Genomic DNA, 19,220 nt, shown 5'->3' on the forward strand with positions numbered 1-19,220 from the left:
CCTGAACGACGCCACAGGGTGTGCCGACGCTGAACACGCGGCACGGTCCGTCCGACAGCATGGACGGATGGACACCCTCCTCCGACTCCTCGTCGCGATCGGGATCGCCCTGCTCGTGACGGCCGCCGCGGCGCTGGTCCTGCACCTGGTCCTCCGGGCGATCGCCCGCAGGGAACGCTGGGCCGCGGTGCTCTCCCGCCGCACCAAGCACCCCGCCCGCGCGCTCCTGCTCATCGCACTGCTGTGGACGGCCTTCACGTCGAGCATCCCGCGCGACCGTGACGCGTACCCGTGGCGCGACGAGGTCTCGCACGCCTTCCTCATCGCCACCATCGCCGTGGGCTGCTGGCTCGCGTGCCAGATCGCCATCTTCCTCGAGGACCTCGGCCTGCACCGCTACCGCGTCGACGTGCCCGACAACCGGGTCGCCCGGCGGATCCGCACGCAGGTGCTCATCATCCGGCGGCTCACGGTCGCCGTGCTCGTCATCATCGCGGTCGGCGCGATCCTCCTGACCTTCCCCGGGGTCGAGGCGGCCGGTGCGAGCGTGCTCGCGTCCGCCGGGCTCATCTCGGTCGTCGCGGGCCTGGCGGCGCAGTCGACGCTCGGCAACGTCTTCGCCGGCATGCAGCTGGCCTTCTCCGGGTCGATCCGCGTCGACGACGTCGTCGTGGTCGAGCAGCAGTGGGGGCGCATCGAGGAGATCACCCTCACCTACGTCGTCGTCCACCTGTGGGACGACCGGCGCTTCGTGCTGCCCTCGACGTACTTCACCTCGACGCCGTTCGAGAACTGGACCCGCACGGGCAGCGAACTCCTCGGTGCCGTCGAGTTCGACCTCGACTGGCGGATCAGCCCGACCGAGATGCGCGAGGAGCTCGACCGGATCCTCTCGACGTCGACCATCTGGGACGGACGCACGAAGGTCCTCCAGGTCACCGACGCGGTGAGCGGGCTGGTGCGCGTGCGGATCCTCGTGTCCGCCCCGGACGCCGGCGGTCTGTTCGACCTGCGCTGCTACGTCCGCGAGGAGATGGTGGAGTGGGTGCAGCGCGAGCACCCGGACGCCCTGCCCCGTCAGCGCGTCCAGGTCACGCAGGGCAACGAACGCGTCGGCAAGCGCCGCCCGCGCACGGAGGAGCAGGACGCCGCGCTCTTCCGCGAGGGTGACGAGCGCACCGCGCTCTTCACCGGACCGATCCAGACGTCCGGCATCCGGCCGGACGAGGTCCCGCCGGAGCGCTGACGGAACGCGACGCCACCGCACGACGGACGGGAGGCGCGGTACCAGCCGGTACCGCGCCTCCCGTCCGCCTGTCGGTCACCCCGTGACCGCGACGTCCGTCCTAGCGCTGGCGCGCCTTCACCGCACGGTCGTCCTCGACGACCGTGCCGAGCGCGACGATGGTCGTCGCGAGCCACGCGACCCACGTGAGCGCGAGGCGCCAGTCGCGCGGGCCCTGCCGCGTGGTCTGGACCACGCTGTAGCCGCTGATGATCGAACTCCACACCGCACCGCTGAACATGAACTTCCGCACGGGTTCCTCCTCCTGGTCGTCCCCGCCACGCTACCGGCCGCTACATTGGAGCGCCGCCGGTCGCCGTGCCGGTCGGCAGAACGAGGAGTCACCGTGCGTCAGGCCGTCATCGGGGGGCTGCTGCTCGTCGTCGGCGCCGTGTGCGTCGCGCTCGGACTGCTGCCCCTGTCGGACCTCGCGACGCTCGCCGAACGGGTCGTCCCGGTGCTGGCGTTCGTCCTCGGCCTGACCGTCGTCTCCGAGCTCGCGGCCGACGCCGGCGTCTTCGACCGGTTGGCCGACCTCGCCGCGCGGGTCGGCGGTGGACGGACCATCGGACTCTGGGCCGCGGTCGTCGTGCTGGCCGTCGTCTGCACCGTCTTCCTGAGCATCGACACCACCGCGGTCCTGCTCACCCCCATCGTCATCACGCTCGCCCGTCGGGTCGGCCTGCCGCCGATGCCGTTCGCGCTCACGACCGTGTGGCTGGCCAACACGGCGTCGCTGCTGCTGCCGGTGTCGAACCTGACGAACCTGCTCGCGGTCGACGGGATCGGGCTCGACGGGCCCCTGCCGTTCGCCGGGCTGATGGTGTGGGCGGCGCTCGCCGGGGTCGTCGTGCCGTGCGCGGTGCTCCTGGTGGTGTTCCGCGGCGAGCTGTTCGGTCGGTACACGCCGGTCGCGCTCCGGCGCCCGCGCGACCCGCTCTTCTTCTGGTCCGCTGCTGCGGTGCTCGTCGCCCTCGTCGTCGCCCTCACCGCCGGCGTCACCGTGTGGATCGCAGCGCTCGCCGCTGCGGGGTTCCTCGTCGTCGTGGCGGCGTTCCGAGCCCCGTCGGAGCTCCGGCCGTCCCGCGTGCCGTGGTCGACGCTCGTCTTCGCCGCCGGGCTCTTCGTCGTCGTCGAGACCCTGCACGCGACCGGGCTGACCGACCCGGTGGTGCAGGCGCTCTCCGGCGGCACCGACACGGGCTCGCTGCTGCTGCTCGGCGGTGCCGGCGGGGTCGCGGCGAACGCGATCGACAACCTGCCCGCCTACCTGGTGCTCGAGCCGGCGGCCGGCCACGAGGCACTGCGGTACGCGGCGCTCCTCGTCGGCGTGAACGCGGGTTGCCTCGTCACGCCGTGGGCCTCGCTCGCGACGCTGCTCTGGCACGCGCGCCTGGCGTCCGAGGGCGTGCACCTGTCGTGGGCCCGGTACACGGCGCTCGGCTGCGTCGTCGCGCCGCTCACGGTCGTGGCGGGCGTGCTCGCGCTGCAGGTCTGAGGCGCCGCGGCGCTCGCTACAGCCAGTCCTTCGCCCGGAAGACGCGGTAGAGCACGAGCGACGTCACGACGATGAGCGACACCGAGGCGAACAGGCCGCTCCAGTGCCCCTCACCGGGGAACGCCACGTTCTGCCCGAAGAACCCCGTGATGGCGGTCGGGATGGCGATGATCGCCGCCCAGCTCGTCACCTTCTTCATGACGGTGTTCTGCCGGTTCGACGCCAGGTTGAGGTTGGTGTCGAGCACGCTCGACACCGCGTCCCGCAGCTGGTCGACGGTGTCGGCGATCGACACCAGGTGGTCCTCCACGTCACGGAAGTACGGCCGGATCCCGTCGACGACCGTCTCGGCGTCGCCGTGCAGCAGCGACGCGACGCTGTCCCGGGTGGGCACGACCTGTCGTCGCAGCACGCCGAGGGCCTTCCGGAGCCGGAACGAGCGCCGCTGGATCTGCTGCTCGCGGGGGTTCCCGTGCTCGAACAGGTCGTCCTCGAGGTCGTCGATCCGTGCCTCGATGTCCTCGACGGCCTTCGTCGCGTGGTCGACGACGGCGTCGAGGAGCGCCCACACGAGCCACGGCACCCCGTGGGCGGCGAGGTCCGCGTCCGCGTCGAGCCGGCGTCCCACCGACCGGAGGTCGACCTCCGGCCCGTGGATCGTGACGAGCGCGCGGTGCGTGACGAACGCCTTGACCTCGTGCGTGACGAGGTCGCCCTGCGCGTCGAGGCCCTGCACGTCGTAGACGACGAGGAACAGGCTGTCCCGGTAGCGGTCGAGCTTCGGACGCTGCCCGCGCTCGAGGGCGTCCTCGACGGCCAGGACGTGCACGCCCAACTCGTCCTCGAGCTGGTCGAGGTCGGCCGGACCCGGGTCCACGTGGTCGACCCACACGAAGCAGTCGTCGTCGCGTCGCAGGAGGTCGGACACCCGCTCGACCGGGAAGTCCTGCGCCACCGCGGTGCCGTGCCGCCACGCCCGTGTCATGACCATGCGGACGAGCCTAGTGAGCGGGCTCCGAGAGCCCGCTGCGCCCGCGCTGGTACCGTCGGCGACGATCCCGGCGCTCGAGCCGGGGGGAACGGAGACCCCACCACCCCATGGCAGCAACCACCGACCAGGACCGGTACGCCTTCGTCGTCGCCTCGAACCGCCTCCCCGTGGACCGTGTCGTCGACGAGGACGGCAACGAGGGGTGGCGGCACTCGCCCGGCGGGCTGGTGACGGCACTCGAGCCGGTCATGCGTGCCAACGACGGCGCCTGGGTCGGCTGGGTCGGCCAGCCCGACGTCGAGGTCGCGCCGTTCGACAACGAGGGGATCCACATCGTCCCGGTGCCGCTCAGTGCCGAGGACGTCGAGGAGTACTACGAGGGCTTCAGCAACGACACGCTGTGGCCGCTCTACCACGACGTCATCGAGCACCCGAGCTACCACCGTGACTGGTGGAACGCGTACAAGCGCGTCAACGCCCGCTTCGCCGACCAGATCGCCGAGATCGTCGAGCAGGACGGCATCGTGTGGGTGCAGGACTACCAGCTCCAGCTCCTGCCCGCGATGCTCCGCGAGCGCCGTCCGGACCTGACGATCGGCTTCTTCAACCACATCCCGTTCCCGCCGGTCGGCATCTACGCGCAGCTGCCGTGGCGGGCGCAGATCCTCGACGGGCTGCTCGGGGCCGACGTCATCGGCTTCCAGCGCCAGGACGACGCGAGCGACTTCCTCCGCGCCGTGCGGCACATCAAGGGCTACACCACCAAGGGGTCGACGATCGACGTCCCGGTCGACGACCCGGCGGCCCCGCGGAGCCGGAAGGGCATCACGGTCCGGCACGTCGAGGCGCGTCACTTCCCGATCTCGATCGACGCCGAGAGCTTCGAGGAGATCGCCCACCGTCCCGAGGTGCAGGAGCGCGCACGGGAGATCCGCGAGAGCCTCGGCAACCCGACGACCGTGCTGCTCGGCGTGGACCGGCTCGACTACACGAAGGGCATCCGGCACCGCATCAAGGCGTTCGGTGAGCTCGTCGAGGACGGCCGCGTCAAGGTCGAGGACGCCACCCTCGTCCAGGTGGCCAGCCCGAGCCGGGAGCGTGTCGACACCTACGCCGCGCTGCGCGACGAGATCGAGCTCACGGTCGGCCGGATCAACGGCGACCTCGGTGTCATCGGCCACCAGCCCATCGCGTACCTGCACCACGGGTACCCGCGGGAGGAGATGGTGGCGCTCTACCTCGCCGCCGACATCATGCTCGTCACGGCCCTCCGCGACGGCATGAACCTCGTCGCGAAGGAGTACGTGGCCGCGCGCTTCGACAACGACGGCGTGCTCATCCTGTCCGAGTTCGCCGGTGCCGCCGACGAGCTGAAGCAGGCCGTGATCGTGAACCCGCACGACATCGGTGCGCTGAAGGACTCGATCCAGCGGGCGATCGAGATGCCGCGCCGGGAGCGCTCGACGCGCATGCGTGCGCTCCGGAAGCGTGTCCGCGACAACGACGTGGCACGCTGGTCGCGGTCGTTCCTCGAGGCGCTCGACCGGCACGCCCCGAACCGCGCGAAGCTCGACCCGTCCGCGTCGGACCCGGGAGACGAGCACGTCGAGGAGCTGCAGGACACGACGTCGATCTTCGACCAGGAAGCACAGACCGCGCGAGCCGCCGAGGACACCCGGGAGGTCCGTGGTGCCTGAGGCGACGGACACCACGCCGGGCACCGCCCCGTCCGCCCTGACGTCGGCCCTCGAGACGCTGGCGGGCGCGCCGCGACTGCTCGTCGCCCTCGACTTCGACGGCACCCTGGCCCCGTTCGCCGACGATCCCGCGGCGGTGGGGGCGTTGCCGGGGTCGTGGGCGGCGGTCCTCACGTTGCAGCGCGCCCGGGACACCGAGGTCGTCCTCGTCTCCGGTCGCCCGCTCGACGGGCTCGCGCGCGTCTCGTACGCACCGGAGGGCATGGCGCTCATCGGGTCGCACGGCGTCGAGTGGCGGGTCGACGGGCACGACGAGGCCGCGCTGACGGACGAGGAACTCGCCCGCGTCGCCCGGGTCGGGGCCGCGCTCGACGAGGTCGGGGCACGGTTCCCCGGCGTCGTCGTCGAGCACAAGCCCGCCGGGCACGGCATCCACACCCGACGGGTGAGCGCCGAGGTCGCCGCCGAGGCGAACGTCGCCGCGAGCGAGGCCGCGCACGCAGCGGACCCCGGGGTGCTCGAGCGCGGCGGCAAGGACATCGTCGAGTTCGCCGTCCGGCACGTCACGAAGGGCGATGCGATCGACCGCCTGCGCGAGCTCCGCGGGGCGGACGCGGTGTTCTTCGCCGGCGACGACGTCACCGACGAGGACGCCTTCCGGGTGCTCCGGGACGGCGACGTCGGCGTGAAGGTGGGGGAGGGCGACACGCTCGCCGGCCACCGCGTGGCGGACCCGGCGGCGCTCACCGACGTCCTGAAGCAGCTGGGGCGGTTGCGCGCGACACGCTGACGGAACCGGCCCCGTGCCTCCCGTCCGGTCCCGCTCGGACCGTGCGGACCCAGGGTGTTGTCCGGTTGGTATCCCAACTGGTCCTAGACTGCCTCCATGCCTGACATCGACGTGAAGCCGCGTAGCCGGGTCGTCACCGACGGGATCGAAGCGACCACCTCGCGTGGCATGCTCCGGGCCGTCGGCATGGGCGACGCAGACTGGGACAAGCCGCAGATCGGGATCGCGTCCTCGTGGAACGAGATCACCCCCTGCAACCTGTCGCTCGACCGCCTCGCGCAGGGCGCCAAGGAGGGCGTGCACTCCGGCGGCGGGTACCCGCTGCAGTTCGGCACCATCTCCGTCTCCGACGGCATCTCGATGGGCCACGAGGGCATGCACTTCTCGCTCGTCTCGCGCGAGGTCATCGCCGACAGCGTCGAGACCGTGGTGAACGCCGAGCGCCTGGACGGCACCGTCCTGCTCGCCGGCTGCGACAAGTCGCTGCCCGGCATGCTCATGGCCGCCGCGCGCCTCGACCTCGCGAGCGTCTTCCTGTACGCCGGCTCGGTCATGCCGGGCTACGTGAAGCAGGCCGACGGATCCTTCAAGGAGGTCACGATCATCGACTCCTTCGAGGGCGTCGGTGCGTGCAAGGCCGGCACCATGACCGAGGCCGAGCTCAAGGAGATCGAGTGCGCGATCGTCCCGGGCGAGGGCGCCTGCGGCGGGATGTACACCGCCAACACGATGGCGAGCGTCGCCGAGGCCCTCGGCATGTCGCTGCCCGGGTCCGCCGCCCCGCCGAGCGCCGACCGCCGCCGTGACTACTACGCCCGCCGCTCCGGCGAGGCCGTGGTCAACATGCTGCGTCTCGGCCTCACCGCCCGGCAGATCCTGACGAAGGAGGCCTTCGAGAACGCGATCGCGGTCGCGATGGCGCTGGGAGGCTCCACCAACGTCGTCCTGCACCTGCTCGCCATCGCGCACGAGGCCGAGGTCGAGCTCACCCTCGACGACTTCAACCGCATCGGCTCGAAGGTCCCGCACCTGGCCGACATGAAGCCCTTCGGCAAGTACGTCATGGTCGACGTCGACCGCAACGGCGGCATCCCCGTGATCATGAAGGCGCTGCTCGAGGCCGGCCTGCTGCACGGTGACGTCATGACCGTCACGGGGAAGACCCTCGCCGAGAACCTCGCCGAGATCGACCCGCCGGAGCTCGACGGCGAGGTGTTCCGCACGCTCGACAACCCGATCCACGAGACCGGTGGCCTCACCATCCTCAAGGGCACGTTCGCGCCCGAGGGCGCCGTCGTGAAGACCGCGGGCTTCGACGCCGCCGTGTTCGAGGGCCCCGCGCGGGTGTTCGACCGCGAGCGGGCCGCCATGGACGCCCTGACCGAGGGGCGGATCCAGAAGGGCGACGTGGTGGTCATCCGCTACGAGGGCCCCAAGGGCGGACCCGGCATGCGCGAGATGCTCGCCATCACCGCGGCCATCAAGGGCGCCGGACTGGGCAAGGATGTACTACTCTTGACGGACGGACGATTCTCAGGCGGCACAACCGGCCTGTGCATCGGCCACATCGCACCGGAAGCCGTGGACGCAGGTCCAGTGGCGTTCGTGCGCGATGGCGACCGCATCCGTGTCGACATCGCGGCTCGCTCGCTCGACCTACTGGTCGACGAAGCCGAGCTGGAGGCCCGCCGCGAAGGCTGGGCCCCGCTGCCCCCGCGTTACACCCGCGGAGTCCTCGCGAAGTTCGCGAAGCTCGTCCAGTCCGCCGCCAAGGGCGCGGTCACGGGCTAGCGTCGACACGTTCGAACCGCCATCCCTCCAGGCAAGGACCACCTCATGCCCACGGAAGCCACTCCGCTGTCCGCGGCCACCGGTGCACGCCGGTCGCCGGAGATCCTGACCGGCTCGGGAGCCGTCCTCCGGACGCTCGAGCACCTCGGGATCACCGACGTCTTCGGCCTGCCCGGCGGCGCCATCATCCCGTTCTACGACGAACTGATGGCGTCCACCACGATCCGGCACGTCCTCGTCCGGCACGAGCAGGGTGCCGGCCACGCCGCCGAGGGCTACGCCTCGGCGTCGGGCAAGGTCGGCGTCGCCATCGCGACGTCCGGCCCGGGTGCGACGAACCTCGTCACCGCGATCGCGGACGCGTACATGGACTCGGTGCCGTTCATCGCCATCACCGGGCAGGTGTTCTCGACCCTGATGGGGACGGACGCCTTCCAGGAAGCCGACATCGTCGGCATCACGATGCCGATCACGAAGCACTCGTTCCTCGTGACCGACCCCGCGGACATCCCGGCGACGCTCGCTGCCGCGCACCAGATCGCGACGACGGGCCGTCCGGGCCCGGTGCTCGTCGACATCACCAAGGACGCCCAGCAGAAGTCGGCGCCGTACGTGTGGCCGCCGAAGGTCGACCTGCCCGGCTACCGCCCGGTCACCAAGGCGCACGGCAAGCAGATCACCGCGGCCGCGCAGCTGCTGGCCGAGGCCGAGCGTCCGGTGCTCTACGTCGGCGGCGGTGTCGTCCGCTCCGGGGCGTCCGCCGAGCTCCTGCGCTTCGCCGAGGCGACCGGTGCGCCGGTCGTCACGACGCTCATGGCGCGTGGTGCCTTCCCGGACTCGCACCCGCAGCACCTCGGCATGCCCGGCATGCACGGCACGGTGCCGGCGGTGCTCGGTCTGCAGGACAGCGACCTCATCATCGCCCTCGGTGCCCGGTTCGACGACCGCGTGACCGGCAAGGCCGACGAGTTCGCGCCCCACGCGAAGGTCGTGCACGTCGACATCGACCCGGCGGAGATCTCGAAGATCCGCTTCGCGGACGTCCCGATCGTCGGCGACGCCCGCGAGGTGCTCGTCGACCTGCTCGACGCGTGGAACGGCGTGCCGACCGGCGAACGCGCGTCCACGGCCGCCTGGTGGGCGAAGCTCGAACAGCTCCGCGTCGACTTCCCGCTCGGCTACGTCGAGCCGACCGACGGGCTGCTCGCCCCGCAGGCGATCATCCGACGGATCGGCGAGCTCACGGGACCGGAGGCCGTCTACGCCTCGGGCGTGGGCCAGCACCAGATGTGGTCGGCGCAGTTCATCCGGTACGAGCGGCCGCACGCATGGCTGAACTCCGGCGGCGCCGGCACGATGGGCTACTCGGTCCCCGCCGCCATGGGCGCGAAGGTCGCCGAACCGGACCGTGTGGTCTGGGCGATCGACGGCGACGGCTGCTTCCAGATGACGAACCAGGAGCTCGCCACCTGCGTCATCAACGACATCCCGATCAAGGTCGCGATCATCAACAACTCGTCGCTCGGGATGGTGCGGCAGTGGCAGACGCTGTTCTACGACGGCCGCCACTCGTTCACCGACCTCGAGACCGGACACGAGTCGCGCCGCGTGCCGGACTTCGTGAAGCTCGCCGACGCCTACGGTGCCCTCGGCATCCGTGTCGAGCGCGCCGACCAGGTCGACGACGCCATCCGGCTCGCCCTCGAGACGAACGACCGCCCGGTCGTCATCGACTTCGTGGTGAGCCGCGACTCCATGGTGTGGCCGATGGTCCCGCAGGGCGTCGGCAACTCGTCCATCCAGTACGCCCGCGACCACGCGCCCAGCTGGGACGTCGAGGACGCCGACATGACCGGAGACCCCGCATGAGCCACGTCCTCTCCCTGCTCGTCGAGGACAAGCCGGGTCTGCTGACGCGCGTCGCCGGCCTGTTCGCCCGCCGCGGCTTCAACATCGAGTCGCTCGCCGTGGGCAACACCGAGGTCGATGGACTGTCGCGGATCACGGTGGTCGTCGACGTCGAGGACCTGCCGCTCGAGCAGGTCACGAAGCAGCTCAACAAGCTCGTGAACGTCATCAAGATCGTCGAGCTCGACTACTCGCAGTCGGTGCAGCGCGAGCACATGCTCGTGAAGGTGCGGGTCGACAACCAGACGCGTTCCGCCGTGCTCGAGGCCGTGAACCTGTTCCGCGCGCAGGTCGTCGACGTGGCGACCGACTCGCTCGTCGTCGAGGTCACCGGCGACCCCGGCAAGATCCAGGCGATCCTCCGCGTCCTCGAGCCCTACGGCATCAAGGAGCTCGCCCGAGCCGGCCTGCTCGGCATGGGCCGCGGTCCGAAGAGCATCACCGACCGCGTGCGCTGAACGCACCCGTCATCCGGACGGGAGGCGCGCGGGCGGCCCCGCCACGCGCCTCCCGTCCGCTCACCACAAGCCACCAGAACCAAGGAGACAGACCCTCGTGACTGACATCGTGTACGACGCCGACGCCGACCTGACGCTCATCCAGGGCAAGAAGGTCGCCGTCATCGGCTACGGCTCGCAGGGCCACGCCCACGCCCTCAACCTGCGCGACTCCGGCGTCGAGGTCAAGATCGGCCTCCAGGAGGGCTCGAAGAGCCGCCAGAAGGCCGAGGAGGCGGGCTTCGAGGTCCTCACGCCGGCCGACGCGACCGCGTGGGCCGACGTCGTCGTCATCCTCGCGCCGGACCAGGTGCAGCGCATCGTCTACCGTGACGACATCGAGCCGAACCTCAAGCCGGGCGCCACGCTCGTCTTCGGCCACGGCTTCAACATCCGCTACGGCTACATCCAGGCGCCCGAGGGCGTCGACGTGTCGCTCGTCGCACCGAAGGGCCCGGGTCACACGGTCCGTCGCGAGTACGAGGCCGGCCGTGGCGTCCCCGTGATCGTCGCCGTCGAGGTCGACGCGTCGGGCAGCGCCTGGGACCTCGCGTGGTCGTACTCGAAGGCCATCGGCGGCCTGCGCTCCGGCGGCATCAAGACGACCTTCACCGAGGAGACCGAGACCGACCTGTTCGGTGAGCAGGCCGTCCTCTGCGGTGGCACCTCGCAGCTCATCCAGTACGGCTTCGAGACCCTGGTCGAGGCGGGCTACCAGCCGCAGATCGCCTACTTCGAGGTCCTGCACGAGCTGAAGCTCATCGTCGACCTCATCTGGGAGGGCGGCCTCACCAAGCAGCGCTGGTCGATCTCCGACACGGCCGAGTTCGGCGACTACGTGTCGGGCCCGCGCGTGATCTCGCCCGAGGTCAAGGAGAACATGAAGGCCGTCCTCGCGGACATCCAGGACGGCACCTTCGCCAAGCGCTTCATCGAGGACCAGGACGCCGGGGCGCCGGAGTTCAAGGAGCTCCGCGCGAAGGGCGAGGGGCACCCGATCGAGGCCACCGGCCGTGAGCTCCGCGCGCTGTTCGCGTGGAAGTCGAACGACGCCGACTACGTGGACGGCTCGGCCGCGCGGTAGTCTGCGGACGACCACTCGATGACGAGGCGGCGGTGCGTGCGCACCGCCGCCTCGCGATGTGACCCGAACGACATGCACCAGTACCCCTCCTGCTCCAGCGCCGACGTCCGGCGTCCCCGTGACGTCCCCGCGCTCCCGCGCTCCGGTCCCGCCACCCTGCTCCACGGCACCACGAGGAGTGGTCACGACCGTGTCCTCGGACGTGGGAGGATCGTCGGATGGCGGTGACGAAGCGAGCGGTCCACATCGGCGCCGGCAAGATCGGGCGCGGGTTCGTGGGCCAGTTCCTGGTCGCGAGCGGGTACGAGCTCACCTTCGTCGACGTGGACGACCGCGTCGTCTCGGCGCTCAACGAGGCCGGACGGTTCGTCGTGCACGAGGTCGGCGAGCAGCCGGTCGAGCACCTGGTGTACGGGTTCCGTGCCCTGAGCAGCAAGACCGACCGCGACCGCGTGGTGCGGGCCATCGCCGAGGCGGACGTCGTGACGACCGCGGTCGGTGCCCGCACGCTGCCGCTCGTGGCCCCGGTCATCGCCGAGGGCCTGGCGGCACGCGCGGCCGAGCTCGGCGACGTCACGATCGTCGCGTGCGAGAACGCCTTCAACGCGACGGACTCGCTGCACGCCAGCATCCGACGCGCCCCGATCCTCGAGGACCGCGACGTCGCCGCCGTGTTCGCGAACTGCGCGATCGACCGGATCGTCCCGGACCAGTCCGGTGTGCTCGGCCAGTCGGGCGGTCTCGACGTCGTGCTCGAGCCCTTCTACGAGTGGGTCATCGAGCGCACGCCGTTCGCGGCGTCGGATGCGGAACCGCCGCAGATCGACGGGGTGACGTGGGTCGACGACCTGCAGCCGTTCGTCGAGCGGAAGCTGTACACCGTGAACACGGCGCACGCGACCGCCGCCTACCACGGGTTCGTCCGGGGGATCCGGCTCATCCGCGAGGCACTCGAGGACCGCGAGGTCCGCGCCGAGGTGGACGGCGTCCTCGCCGAGACCACGGCGCTCCTCGTCGCGAAGCACGGGTTCGACCCGGCCGAGCACGCCCGGTACGTCGCCGCGAACCTGACCCGCATCGCGAACCCGCTCCTGCCGGACAGCACGGCCCGCGTCGGTCGCAACCCGCTGCGGAAGCTCGGTCGGCGCGAGCGCTTCGTCGGCCCGGCGTCGCAGCTGGCCGAGCGGGGGATGCCCGTCGAGCACCTGCTCGGGGCGGTCCGCGTCGCGCTGGCGTTCGACGACGAGAACGACCCCGAGTCGATCGAGCTGCACGCGCTGCTGCGCTCGGGGGCGACCGCGCACGCGCTCACCGAGATCCTCACCGGTCTCATGGAGAGCCACCCGCTGTTCCCGGCGGTGCGCGACGTCGTCGCCGAGGTGCTCGAGGCGCAGCCCGCCGACGTCTGACCGGCCCGCGGTGGTGTCCGTCGACACGGGTGCCTCGTAGGATCGTCTGCATGACCACGGCAGCATCCCCGCCCGACGGCTCCGTCGACCACGACGACGACGAAGCCCTCAGCTGGGGCGACGCGGACGACGCGACCCACGTCGACGCGGCCCACAACCCGGTCGCCGTGCACGACCGCGGGGGCCGCGACCCCGAGACGCCCGAGACCTCGGGCGCGCTCGTCGGCTTCGGGGTGTTCGGCGGGCTCTACCTGCTCTACACCGTCGCCTGGCTGCTCACCGCGTCGACGGCGTACGTGTCGGACGTCGACACCGTCCTCACCGTGTTCGTCGAGGTCCTGCGCTTCCTGTCGATCGTCGCGCCCGCGCTGTGGTTCACCGTCGTGCTCTGGGCCGGGCGCGGACGTCGCACCCGCACCCGCCTGCTCTGGATGCTCCTCGGCGCCGCGGTCCTCTTCCCCTGGCCGTTCCTCATGACCAGGAGCTTCGGGTGACCGCCGCGATGCCGGCGAGCCGCCGGACCCCCTCGGCGCTCGTCGGACGGGTCGCCGTCTGGGTCGTCTTCGGCGCGTTGTTCGCGTACATGACGGTGCAGAGCGTCGGCAACCTCATCACGGTCTCGCAGTCGGTCCAGGCCTTCAACACGTTCCTGCAGACGACGTCCGGGGGCGGCTCGCTCCAGCGCAGCACCCCGTGGGGCTGGCTCGTCCTCGACATCGCGATCGCGCCCGTCGCGTTCGTGGTCGCCCTCTGGGTGACGCGTCGCGCACGGCTGTCGGTGACGGTCGGCGTCTTCCTGGTCGCGTTCGCCGCGGCGGGCGCGCTCTGGCTGGACCTGCAGCTCTTCGTGCCGCGCCTGCTCGACTTCTAGTGCGCGTCGCGACCCGGTGACGGACGGGAGGCACGGTGCCGGCTGGCACCGGCCCTCCAGACCGTCGTGTGGTCCCGTGGGGGACCGAAGGCGCGGTCGTAACCGTGTCCCCGCGTCGATACGATGGTGGGATACCGCCCGTCTCGTGTGAGGAACAGCAGCTGTGCCGAAGCCGGTCGTCCTGATCGCCGAAGAACTCTCGCCCGCCACCGTCGACGCCCTCGGGCCCGACTTCGAGATCCGGAACGTGGACGGTACCGACCGCTCCGCACTCCTGGCCTCCCTCGCCGACGCGCACGCCGTGCTGGTGCGCTCCGCCACGAAGATCGACGCCGAGGCGATCGCCGCGGCGCCGCAGCTCAAGGTCGTCGCCCGTGCCGGGGTCGGACTCGACAACGTCGACATCAAGGCGGCGACGACCGCCGGGGTCATGGTCGTCAACGCGCCGACCTCGAACATCATCTCGGCGGCCGAACTCACGGTCGGCCACATCCTGTCGCTCGCGCGGCACATCCCGGCCGCGCACGCGTCGCTGGCGGCCGGGGCCTGGAAGCGCTCGTCCTACACGGGCGTCGAGCTCTACGAGAAGACGGTCGGCATCATCGGCCTCGGCCGCATCGGCGCGCTCATCACGCAGCGTCTGCAGGCCTTCGGGGTCTCCGTCATCGCGTACGACCCGTACGTCACCACGGCGCGCGCGCAGCAGCTCGGGGTCGAGCTCGTCTCCCTCGAGGACCTGCTCCGCCGTGCCGACTTCACGACCATCCACATGCCCAAGACGCCGGAGACGGTGGGCATGATCTCGGACGCGCAGTTCGCGCTCATGAAGCCGACCGCGTTCGTCGTCAACGTGGCCCGGGGCGGCCTCATCGACGAGGAGGCGCTGCACCGAGCCCTCACGTCGGGCACCATCGCGGGCGCCGGGCTCGACGTCTTCGTGTCCGAGCCGCCGAAGGACTCGCCGCTGCTCGCCCTGCCGAACGTCGTCGTGACGCCGCACCTCGGCGCCTCGACGGACGAGGCCCAGGAGAAGGCGGGCGTCTCGGTCGCGAAGTCCGTGCGCCTCGCCCTCGGCGGCGAGCTGGTGCCGGACGCCGTCAACGTCGCCGGCGGTGTCATCGACCCCTACGTGCGCCCGGGCATCCCGCTCATGGAGAAGCTCGGTCAGGTCTTCACCGGGCTCGCGACCTCGCCTGTCACGAGCATCGACGTCGAGGTGCACGGCGAGCTCGCGCAGTACGACGTCAGCGTGCTGAAGCTCGCGGCGCTCAAGGGCGTGTTCACCGACGTCGTCAGCGACCAGGTCTCCTACGTGAACGCGCCGCTGATCGCGGAGCAGCGCGGGGTGAGCGTGCGCCTCATCACCGACGCCGACAGCCCGGAGTACCGCAACGTGCTCACCATCCGCGGCGCCCAGTCCGACGGTCCCGCCATCAGCGTGTCCGGCACGCTCACGGGCCCGAAGCAGGTCGAGAAGCTCGTGGAGATCAACGGCCACGACGTCGAGGTCGCCCTCGACGCGCACCACGTCGTCATGGTCTACACGGACCGCCCCGGCATCGTCGCGGTCTACGGCAAGGAGTTCGGGGACGCCGGCATCAACATCGCGGCGATGCAGATCTCGCGCGAGGCCGCGGGCGGCCAGGCCCTGAGCGTCCTGACCGTCGACTCGCCGGTCCCCGCGGAGATCCTCGAGCACGTGCGCTCCACCATCGACGCGACCTCGCTCCGCGAGATCGACATCACGCTGTAGGGGCGTCGGACATGGCACAGACGGTCAAGCTGGCGGTCATCCGCGGCGACGGCATCGGGCCCGAGGTCGTGGACGAGGCGCTGAAGGTCCTGCGCGCCGTGCTGCCGGGCGACCTCGACGTGCAGGAGACCGCGTTCTCCCTCGGCGCTTCGCGCTACCTCGAGACGGGGGACATCCTCACCGACGACGACATGGCCGCCGTCGCCGAGCACGACGCGATCCTGCTCGGTGCCGTCGGCGGCGACCCGCGCGACCCCCGGCTCGCCGGGGGGATCATCGAGCGCGGCCTCCTGCTGAAGCTGCGGTTCGCGTTCGACCACTACGTCAACCTCCGCCCGACGAAGGTGTACTCATCGGTGGCGAGTCCCCTCGCGGACCCGGGCGAGGTCGACTTCGTGGTCGTCCGCGAGGGCACCGAGGGGCCGTACGTGGGCAACGGCGGTGCGATCCGCACGGGGACCCCGCACGAGATCGCGACCGAGGTCTCGCTCAACACCGCCCACGGGGTCGAGCGGGTCGTGCGCTACGCGTTCGACCTGGCCTCCCGCCGGCCGCGGAAGCACCTGACGCTCGTGCACAAGAGCAACGTCCTCGTCAACGCGGGCGCGCTCTGGCAGCGCACGGTCGCCGCGGTCGCCGAGGAGCACCCCGACGTCACCGTCGACTACCAGCACGTCGACGCGGTGACGATCCACATGGTGCGCGAACCCGGTCGGTTCGACGTCATCGTCACCGACAACCTGTTCGGCGACATCATCACCGACCTGGCCGGCGCGATCAGCGGCGGCATCGGTCTGGCGGCCTCGGGGAACATCAACCCCGACGGCACCTTCCCCAGCATGTTCGAACCGGTCCACGGTTCCGCGCCCGACATCGCCGGCCGGCAGGTGGCCGACCCGACCGCCGCCGTCCTCTCCGTCGCCCTGCTGCTCGACCACCTCGGTCGAGCGGACCTCGCGGCGGCCGTGACGCAGGCGGTCGAGGCCGACCTCGCCAGCCGGGGCACCACGCAGCGCAGCACGGCGGAGGTCGGCGACGCGATCGCCGCCGCGGCCGCAGCACGCACCACCACCGCCTGACAGGAGTCACCCGATGAGCAGCACCGACACCGACACCGGAACCGACGGCGACTTCGCCCTCGAGTTCGCGAGCACGCCGTCGCCCGAGCGTCGTGCAGCGGCCGAGCGTGAGGAGATCCTCGCGGACCCGGGCTTCGGCAAGCACTTCACCGACCACATGACCACCGTCGAGTGGTCGCTCGAGGACGGCTGGCACGATGCGTCGGTCCACCCGTACGGTCCGCTCTCCCTCGACCCGAGCGCGAGCGTCCTCCACTACGCGCAGGAGATCTTCGAGGGGCTGAAGGCGTACCGCCACGCGGACGGCTCCGTGTGGTCGTTCCGTCCGGACGCCAACGCGCGCCGTTTCCAGCGTTCGGCCCGCCGACTCGCGCTCCCCGAGCTGCCCGTCGAGGTGTTCGTCGAGTCGATCCGGCAGCTCGTCCGCACCGACGTCGACTGGGTGCCGTCTGCTCCGGAGACCAGCCTGTACCTCCGGCCGTTCATGATCGCGACGGAGTCGTTCCTCGGGGTGCGCGCCGCGCAGGAGGTCGCGTACCACTGCATCGCGAGTCCGGCCGGCGCCTACTTCACGTCCGGTCCGAAGCCGGTCTCGATCTGGCTCTCGACGCACTACGCCCGCGCCGCCCGTGGTGGCACGGGTGCGGCGAAGACCGGCGGCAACTACGCGGCGTCCCTGCTCCCGCAGCAGGAGGCGTACGAGCAGGGCTGCCAGCAGGTGATGTTCCTAGACTCCGAGGAGGGCAGGTACCTCGAGGAACTCGGTGGGATGAACGTCGTGCTCGTCACGTCCGACGGCACGCTCGTGACCCCGGACTCGGAGTCGATCCTCGAGGGCATCACGCGCGACTCGATCCTGCAGCTCGCCGAGGACCGCGGTCTCACGGTCGAGCGCCGCCGCGTGACGCTCGACGAGTGGCGTGACGGCGTCGCGGACGGGACGATCACCGAGGCGTTCGCGTGCGGCACCGCCGCAGTGGTCACCCCCATCGCGGAACTCCGCGGCGAGGGCTTCACCATTGGGTCGCCGACCGTCGGTGCGGGGGAGCTCACCATGTCGTTGCGCGAGGAACTCACCGACATCCAGTACGGCCGCCGTCCGGACCCGCACGGGTGGATGACGCGCCTGACCGAGCCGGCCTGAGCCCGGGATCGGTAGGGTCGACGGGTGAAGATCGCACGGTTCAGCAGCACGGGTGAAGACCCGCGGTACGGCATCCTCGACGAGCGCGACCTGGTCGTGCTCGCGGGGGACCCGATGTACCAGGGGTTCGAGACGACGGGGGAGCGGGTGCCGCTCGCCGACGCCAAGCTCCTCGCGCCGGTGATCCCGCGGTCGAAGGTCATCGGCGTGGGTCTGAACTACGCCGAGCACGCCTCCGAGATGGACGAGCGGTCGAGCGACGACCCGGTGGTGTTCCTCAAGCCCAACACGGCGGTCATCGGACCCGACGACCCGATCCGCCTGCCCGCCGAGGTCGGCCGCGTCGACCACGAGGGCGAGCTCGCGATCGTCATCGGCTCGCTCGCCAAGAACGTGCGTCGCGAGGACTTCGCCAGCGTGGTGCTCGGCTACACCATCGCGAACGACGTCACCGCCCGTGACCTGCAGGCACGCGACGGTCAGTGGACCCGCGCGAAGGGCTTCGACACCTTCTGCCCGCTCGGCCCGGTGATCGAGACGGAGATCGACCCGTCGGACATCCGACTCGAGACCCGCGTCGACGGTGAGCTGCGCCAGGCGGCGTCGACGAGCGAGATGGTGCACGACATCCCGACCCTGGTCGAGTTCGTCTCCTCGATCTGGACGCTCCTGCCCGGCGACGTCATCCTGACCGGAACGCCCGCCGGCGTCGGCGCGATCCGCGACGGCGAGGTGGTCGAGGTCCTCATCGAGGGCATCGGGTCGCTCAAGAACCCGGTCATCGCCCGACACTGACACGGCCACGAGACACCGACGGCCCGTTCCCGACAGGGGAGCGGGCCGTCGGTGTGTCCGGGCAGCGTCTCGCCCGGCCGAACGCGACACGCCCGGGCGTCACGACGGTTGGCCGAGCCTTCGGAGCGTGTGTAGAGTAATCACTCGTTGCCGCTGAGGCGGAGAACGGAACGGCCGAGACGGTCACCGGGTCGAGTACCTGGCGATGCAGTCCGGACGGGGTCCCGCTCGGCAACCACATCACACCATGGAGACGAGTCGCAAGGCTCGTCGGCTGGTGTCGAGAATCCAAAGCCCCTCTGGCGAAACTCCTTCCATGGAGTCGAGTGGGGGGTGCGTCTGGTCCTTGAGAACTCAACAGCGTGCACATTGTCAATGCCAATTATTTTGACCCCGTGCGATTGCAGCTTTGGTTGTGGTCGTCGGAGACAATTCCTTTTGGATTGAATTGATTGTCAGTAGACAGTCTTTACAGTCAAGATCAACTCGGCCATGTTCTTCGGGATGTGGTTGGTAATTTTTTACGGAGAGTTTGATCCTGGCTCAGGACGAACGCTGGCGGCGTGCTTAACACATGCAAGTCGAACGATGATGCCCAGCTTGCTGGGTGGATTAGTGGCGAACGGGT

The 19,220-nt window shown here is 70.6% G+C and carries 17 protein-coding genes and 1 rRNA gene; 16 read left to right on the forward strand and 2 right to left on the reverse strand.

The window, feature by feature from the left end; all coding sequences use genetic code 11:
* Positions 1–67: 67 nt before the first annotated feature.
* Positions 68–1,246: a mechanosensitive ion channel family protein gene (locus DEJ23_RS14560; RefSeq protein WP_111240953.1), complete on the forward strand. Its 1,179-nt coding sequence runs from the start codon at positions 68–70 to the stop codon at positions 1,244–1,246.
* 100 nt (positions 1,247–1,346) lie between these two features.
* On the opposite strand, the gene DEJ23_RS14565 is transcribed toward DEJ23_RS14560, so the two are convergent.
* Positions 1,347–1,538 (reverse strand): hypothetical protein, encoded by a 192-nt coding sequence (locus DEJ23_RS14565; protein ID WP_111240954.1) that lies wholly within the window; start codon positions 1,536–1,538, stop codon positions 1,347–1,349.
* Between the two features lie 93 nt (positions 1,539–1,631).
* On the opposite strand from DEJ23_RS14565, the gene DEJ23_RS14570 reads away from it, so the two are divergent.
* Positions 1,632–2,783, forward strand: a complete 1,152-nt coding sequence (locus DEJ23_RS14570; protein WP_111240955.1) for an SLC13 family permease — start codon at positions 1,632–1,634, stop codon at positions 2,781–2,783.
* A 16-nt stretch (positions 2,784–2,799) separates the two neighbouring features.
* On the opposite strand, the gene DEJ23_RS14575 is transcribed toward DEJ23_RS14570, so the two are convergent.
* Complete coding sequence (locus DEJ23_RS14575; RefSeq protein WP_111240956.1) at positions 2,800–3,774, reverse strand: magnesium transporter CorA family protein; 975 nt, start codon at positions 3,772–3,774, stop codon at positions 2,800–2,802.
* Positions 3,775–3,881: 107 nt separating this feature from the next.
* On the opposite strand from DEJ23_RS14575, the gene otsA reads away from it, so the two are divergent.
* From otsA to DEJ23_RS14645, 14 genes are all read left to right on the forward strand, one after another.
* The gene (gene otsA / locus DEJ23_RS14580; protein ID WP_111240957.1) at positions 3,882–5,471 is read left to right on the forward strand and encodes an alpha,alpha-trehalose-phosphate synthase (UDP-forming); all 1,590 of its coding nucleotides are present in this window, start codon (positions 3,882–3,884) and stop codon (positions 5,469–5,471) included.
* Complete coding sequence (otsB, locus tag DEJ23_RS14585) at positions 5,464–6,261, forward strand: trehalose-phosphatase (protein WP_111240969.1); 798 nt, start codon at positions 5,464–5,466, stop codon at positions 6,259–6,261. Before otsA ends, otsB begins: the two co-directional genes overlap by 8 nt.
* A gap of 96 nt (positions 6,262–6,357) precedes the next feature.
* On the forward strand, positions 6,358–8,052 hold the full coding sequence (gene ilvD, locus DEJ23_RS14590) for a dihydroxy-acid dehydratase (RefSeq protein ID WP_111240958.1): 1,695 nt from the start codon (positions 6,358–6,360) through the stop codon (positions 8,050–8,052).
* Between the two features lie 45 nt (positions 8,053–8,097).
* Positions 8,098–9,921, forward strand: coding sequence for an acetolactate synthase large subunit (locus DEJ23_RS14595; RefSeq protein WP_111240959.1), 1,824 nt, complete (start codon positions 8,098–8,100; stop codon positions 9,919–9,921).
* Positions 9,918–10,418: an acetolactate synthase small subunit gene (gene ilvN / locus DEJ23_RS14600; RefSeq protein WP_111240960.1), complete on the forward strand. Its 501-nt coding sequence runs from the start codon at positions 9,918–9,920 to the stop codon at positions 10,416–10,418. Before DEJ23_RS14595 ends, ilvN begins: the two co-directional genes overlap by 4 nt.
* A 97-nt stretch (positions 10,419–10,515) precedes the next feature.
* Complete coding sequence (gene ilvC, locus DEJ23_RS14605) at positions 10,516–11,541, forward strand: ketol-acid reductoisomerase (RefSeq protein WP_111240961.1); 1,026 nt, start codon at positions 10,516–10,518, stop codon at positions 11,539–11,541.
* Between the two features lie 218 nt (positions 11,542–11,759).
* Positions 11,760–12,950, forward strand: coding sequence for a mannitol-1-phosphate 5-dehydrogenase (locus tag DEJ23_RS14610; protein ID WP_111240962.1), 1,191 nt, complete (start codon positions 11,760–11,762; stop codon positions 12,948–12,950).
* Between the two features lie 50 nt (positions 12,951–13,000).
* Positions 13,001–13,444, forward strand: coding sequence for a hypothetical protein (locus DEJ23_RS14615; RefSeq protein ID WP_111240963.1), 444 nt, complete (start codon positions 13,001–13,003; stop codon positions 13,442–13,444).
* Positions 13,441–13,821 carry a hypothetical protein gene (locus DEJ23_RS14620; RefSeq protein WP_111240964.1) on the forward strand — a complete coding sequence of 127 codons (381 nt, stop codon included), beginning with the start codon at positions 13,441–13,443 and terminating at the stop codon, positions 13,819–13,821. Before DEJ23_RS14615 ends, DEJ23_RS14620 begins: the two co-directional genes overlap by 4 nt.
* 163 nt (positions 13,822–13,984) lie before the next feature.
* Complete coding sequence (gene serA, locus DEJ23_RS14625; RefSeq protein WP_111240965.1) at positions 13,985–15,574, forward strand: phosphoglycerate dehydrogenase; 1,590 nt, start codon at positions 13,985–13,987, stop codon at positions 15,572–15,574.
* A gap of 11 nt (positions 15,575–15,585) precedes the next feature.
* Positions 15,586–16,653: a 3-isopropylmalate dehydrogenase gene (locus DEJ23_RS14630; RefSeq protein WP_111240966.1), complete on the forward strand. Its 1,068-nt coding sequence runs from the start codon at positions 15,586–15,588 to the stop codon at positions 16,651–16,653.
* 13 nt (positions 16,654–16,666) lie between these two features.
* Positions 16,667–17,797 carry a branched-chain amino acid aminotransferase gene (locus DEJ23_RS14635; protein ID WP_111240967.1) on the forward strand — a complete coding sequence of 377 codons (1,131 nt, stop codon included), beginning with the start codon at positions 16,667–16,669 and terminating at the stop codon, positions 17,795–17,797.
* Positions 17,798–17,821: 24 nt separating this feature from the next.
* Entirely contained in the window at positions 17,822–18,592 is a 771-nt protein-coding gene (locus tag DEJ23_RS14640; protein WP_111240968.1) for a fumarylacetoacetate hydrolase family protein, read from the forward strand.
* Positions 18,593–19,112: 520 nt separating this feature from the next.
* Positions 19,113–19,220 (forward strand): 16S ribosomal RNA (locus DEJ23_RS14645); the annotation flags it as partial.

The organism is Curtobacterium sp. MCSS17_008 (assembly GCF_003234185.1).
In the GTDB taxonomy this organism is placed as follows: domain Bacteria; phylum Actinomycetota; class Actinomycetes; order Actinomycetales; family Microbacteriaceae; genus Curtobacterium.

Bases quoted from the DNA above. Each gene is read 5' to 3' on its own strand.
- DEJ23_RS14560 (WP_111240953.1), top strand. From the start codon at position 68: ATGGACACCCTCCTCCGACTCCTCGTCGCGATCGGGATCGCCCTGCTC.
- DEJ23_RS14575 (WP_111240956.1), bottom strand. From the start codon at position 3,774: ATGGTCATGACACGGGCGTGGCGGCACGGCACCGCGGTGGCGCAGGAC.
- otsA (WP_111240957.1), top strand. From the start codon at position 3,882: ATGGCAGCAACCACCGACCAGGACCGGTACGCCTTCGTCGTCGCCTCG.
- ilvD (WP_111240958.1), top strand. From the start codon at position 6,358: ATGCCTGACATCGACGTGAAGCCGCGTAGCCGGGTCGTCACCGACGGG.
- DEJ23_RS14595 (WP_111240959.1), top strand. From the start codon at position 8,098: ATGCCCACGGAAGCCACTCCGCTGTCCGCGGCCACCGGTGCACGCCGG.
- ilvN (WP_111240960.1), top strand. From the start codon at position 9,918: ATGAGCCACGTCCTCTCCCTGCTCGTCGAGGACAAGCCGGGTCTGCTG.
- DEJ23_RS14610 (WP_111240962.1), top strand. From the start codon at position 11,760: ATGGCGGTGACGAAGCGAGCGGTCCACATCGGCGCCGGCAAGATCGGG.
- DEJ23_RS14615 (WP_111240963.1), top strand. From the start codon at position 13,001: ATGACCACGGCAGCATCCCCGCCCGACGGCTCCGTCGACCACGACGAC.
- DEJ23_RS14630 (WP_111240966.1), top strand. From the start codon at position 15,586: ATGGCACAGACGGTCAAGCTGGCGGTCATCCGCGGCGACGGCATCGGG.
- DEJ23_RS14635 (WP_111240967.1), top strand. From the start codon at position 16,667: ATGAGCAGCACCGACACCGACACCGGAACCGACGGCGACTTCGCCCTC.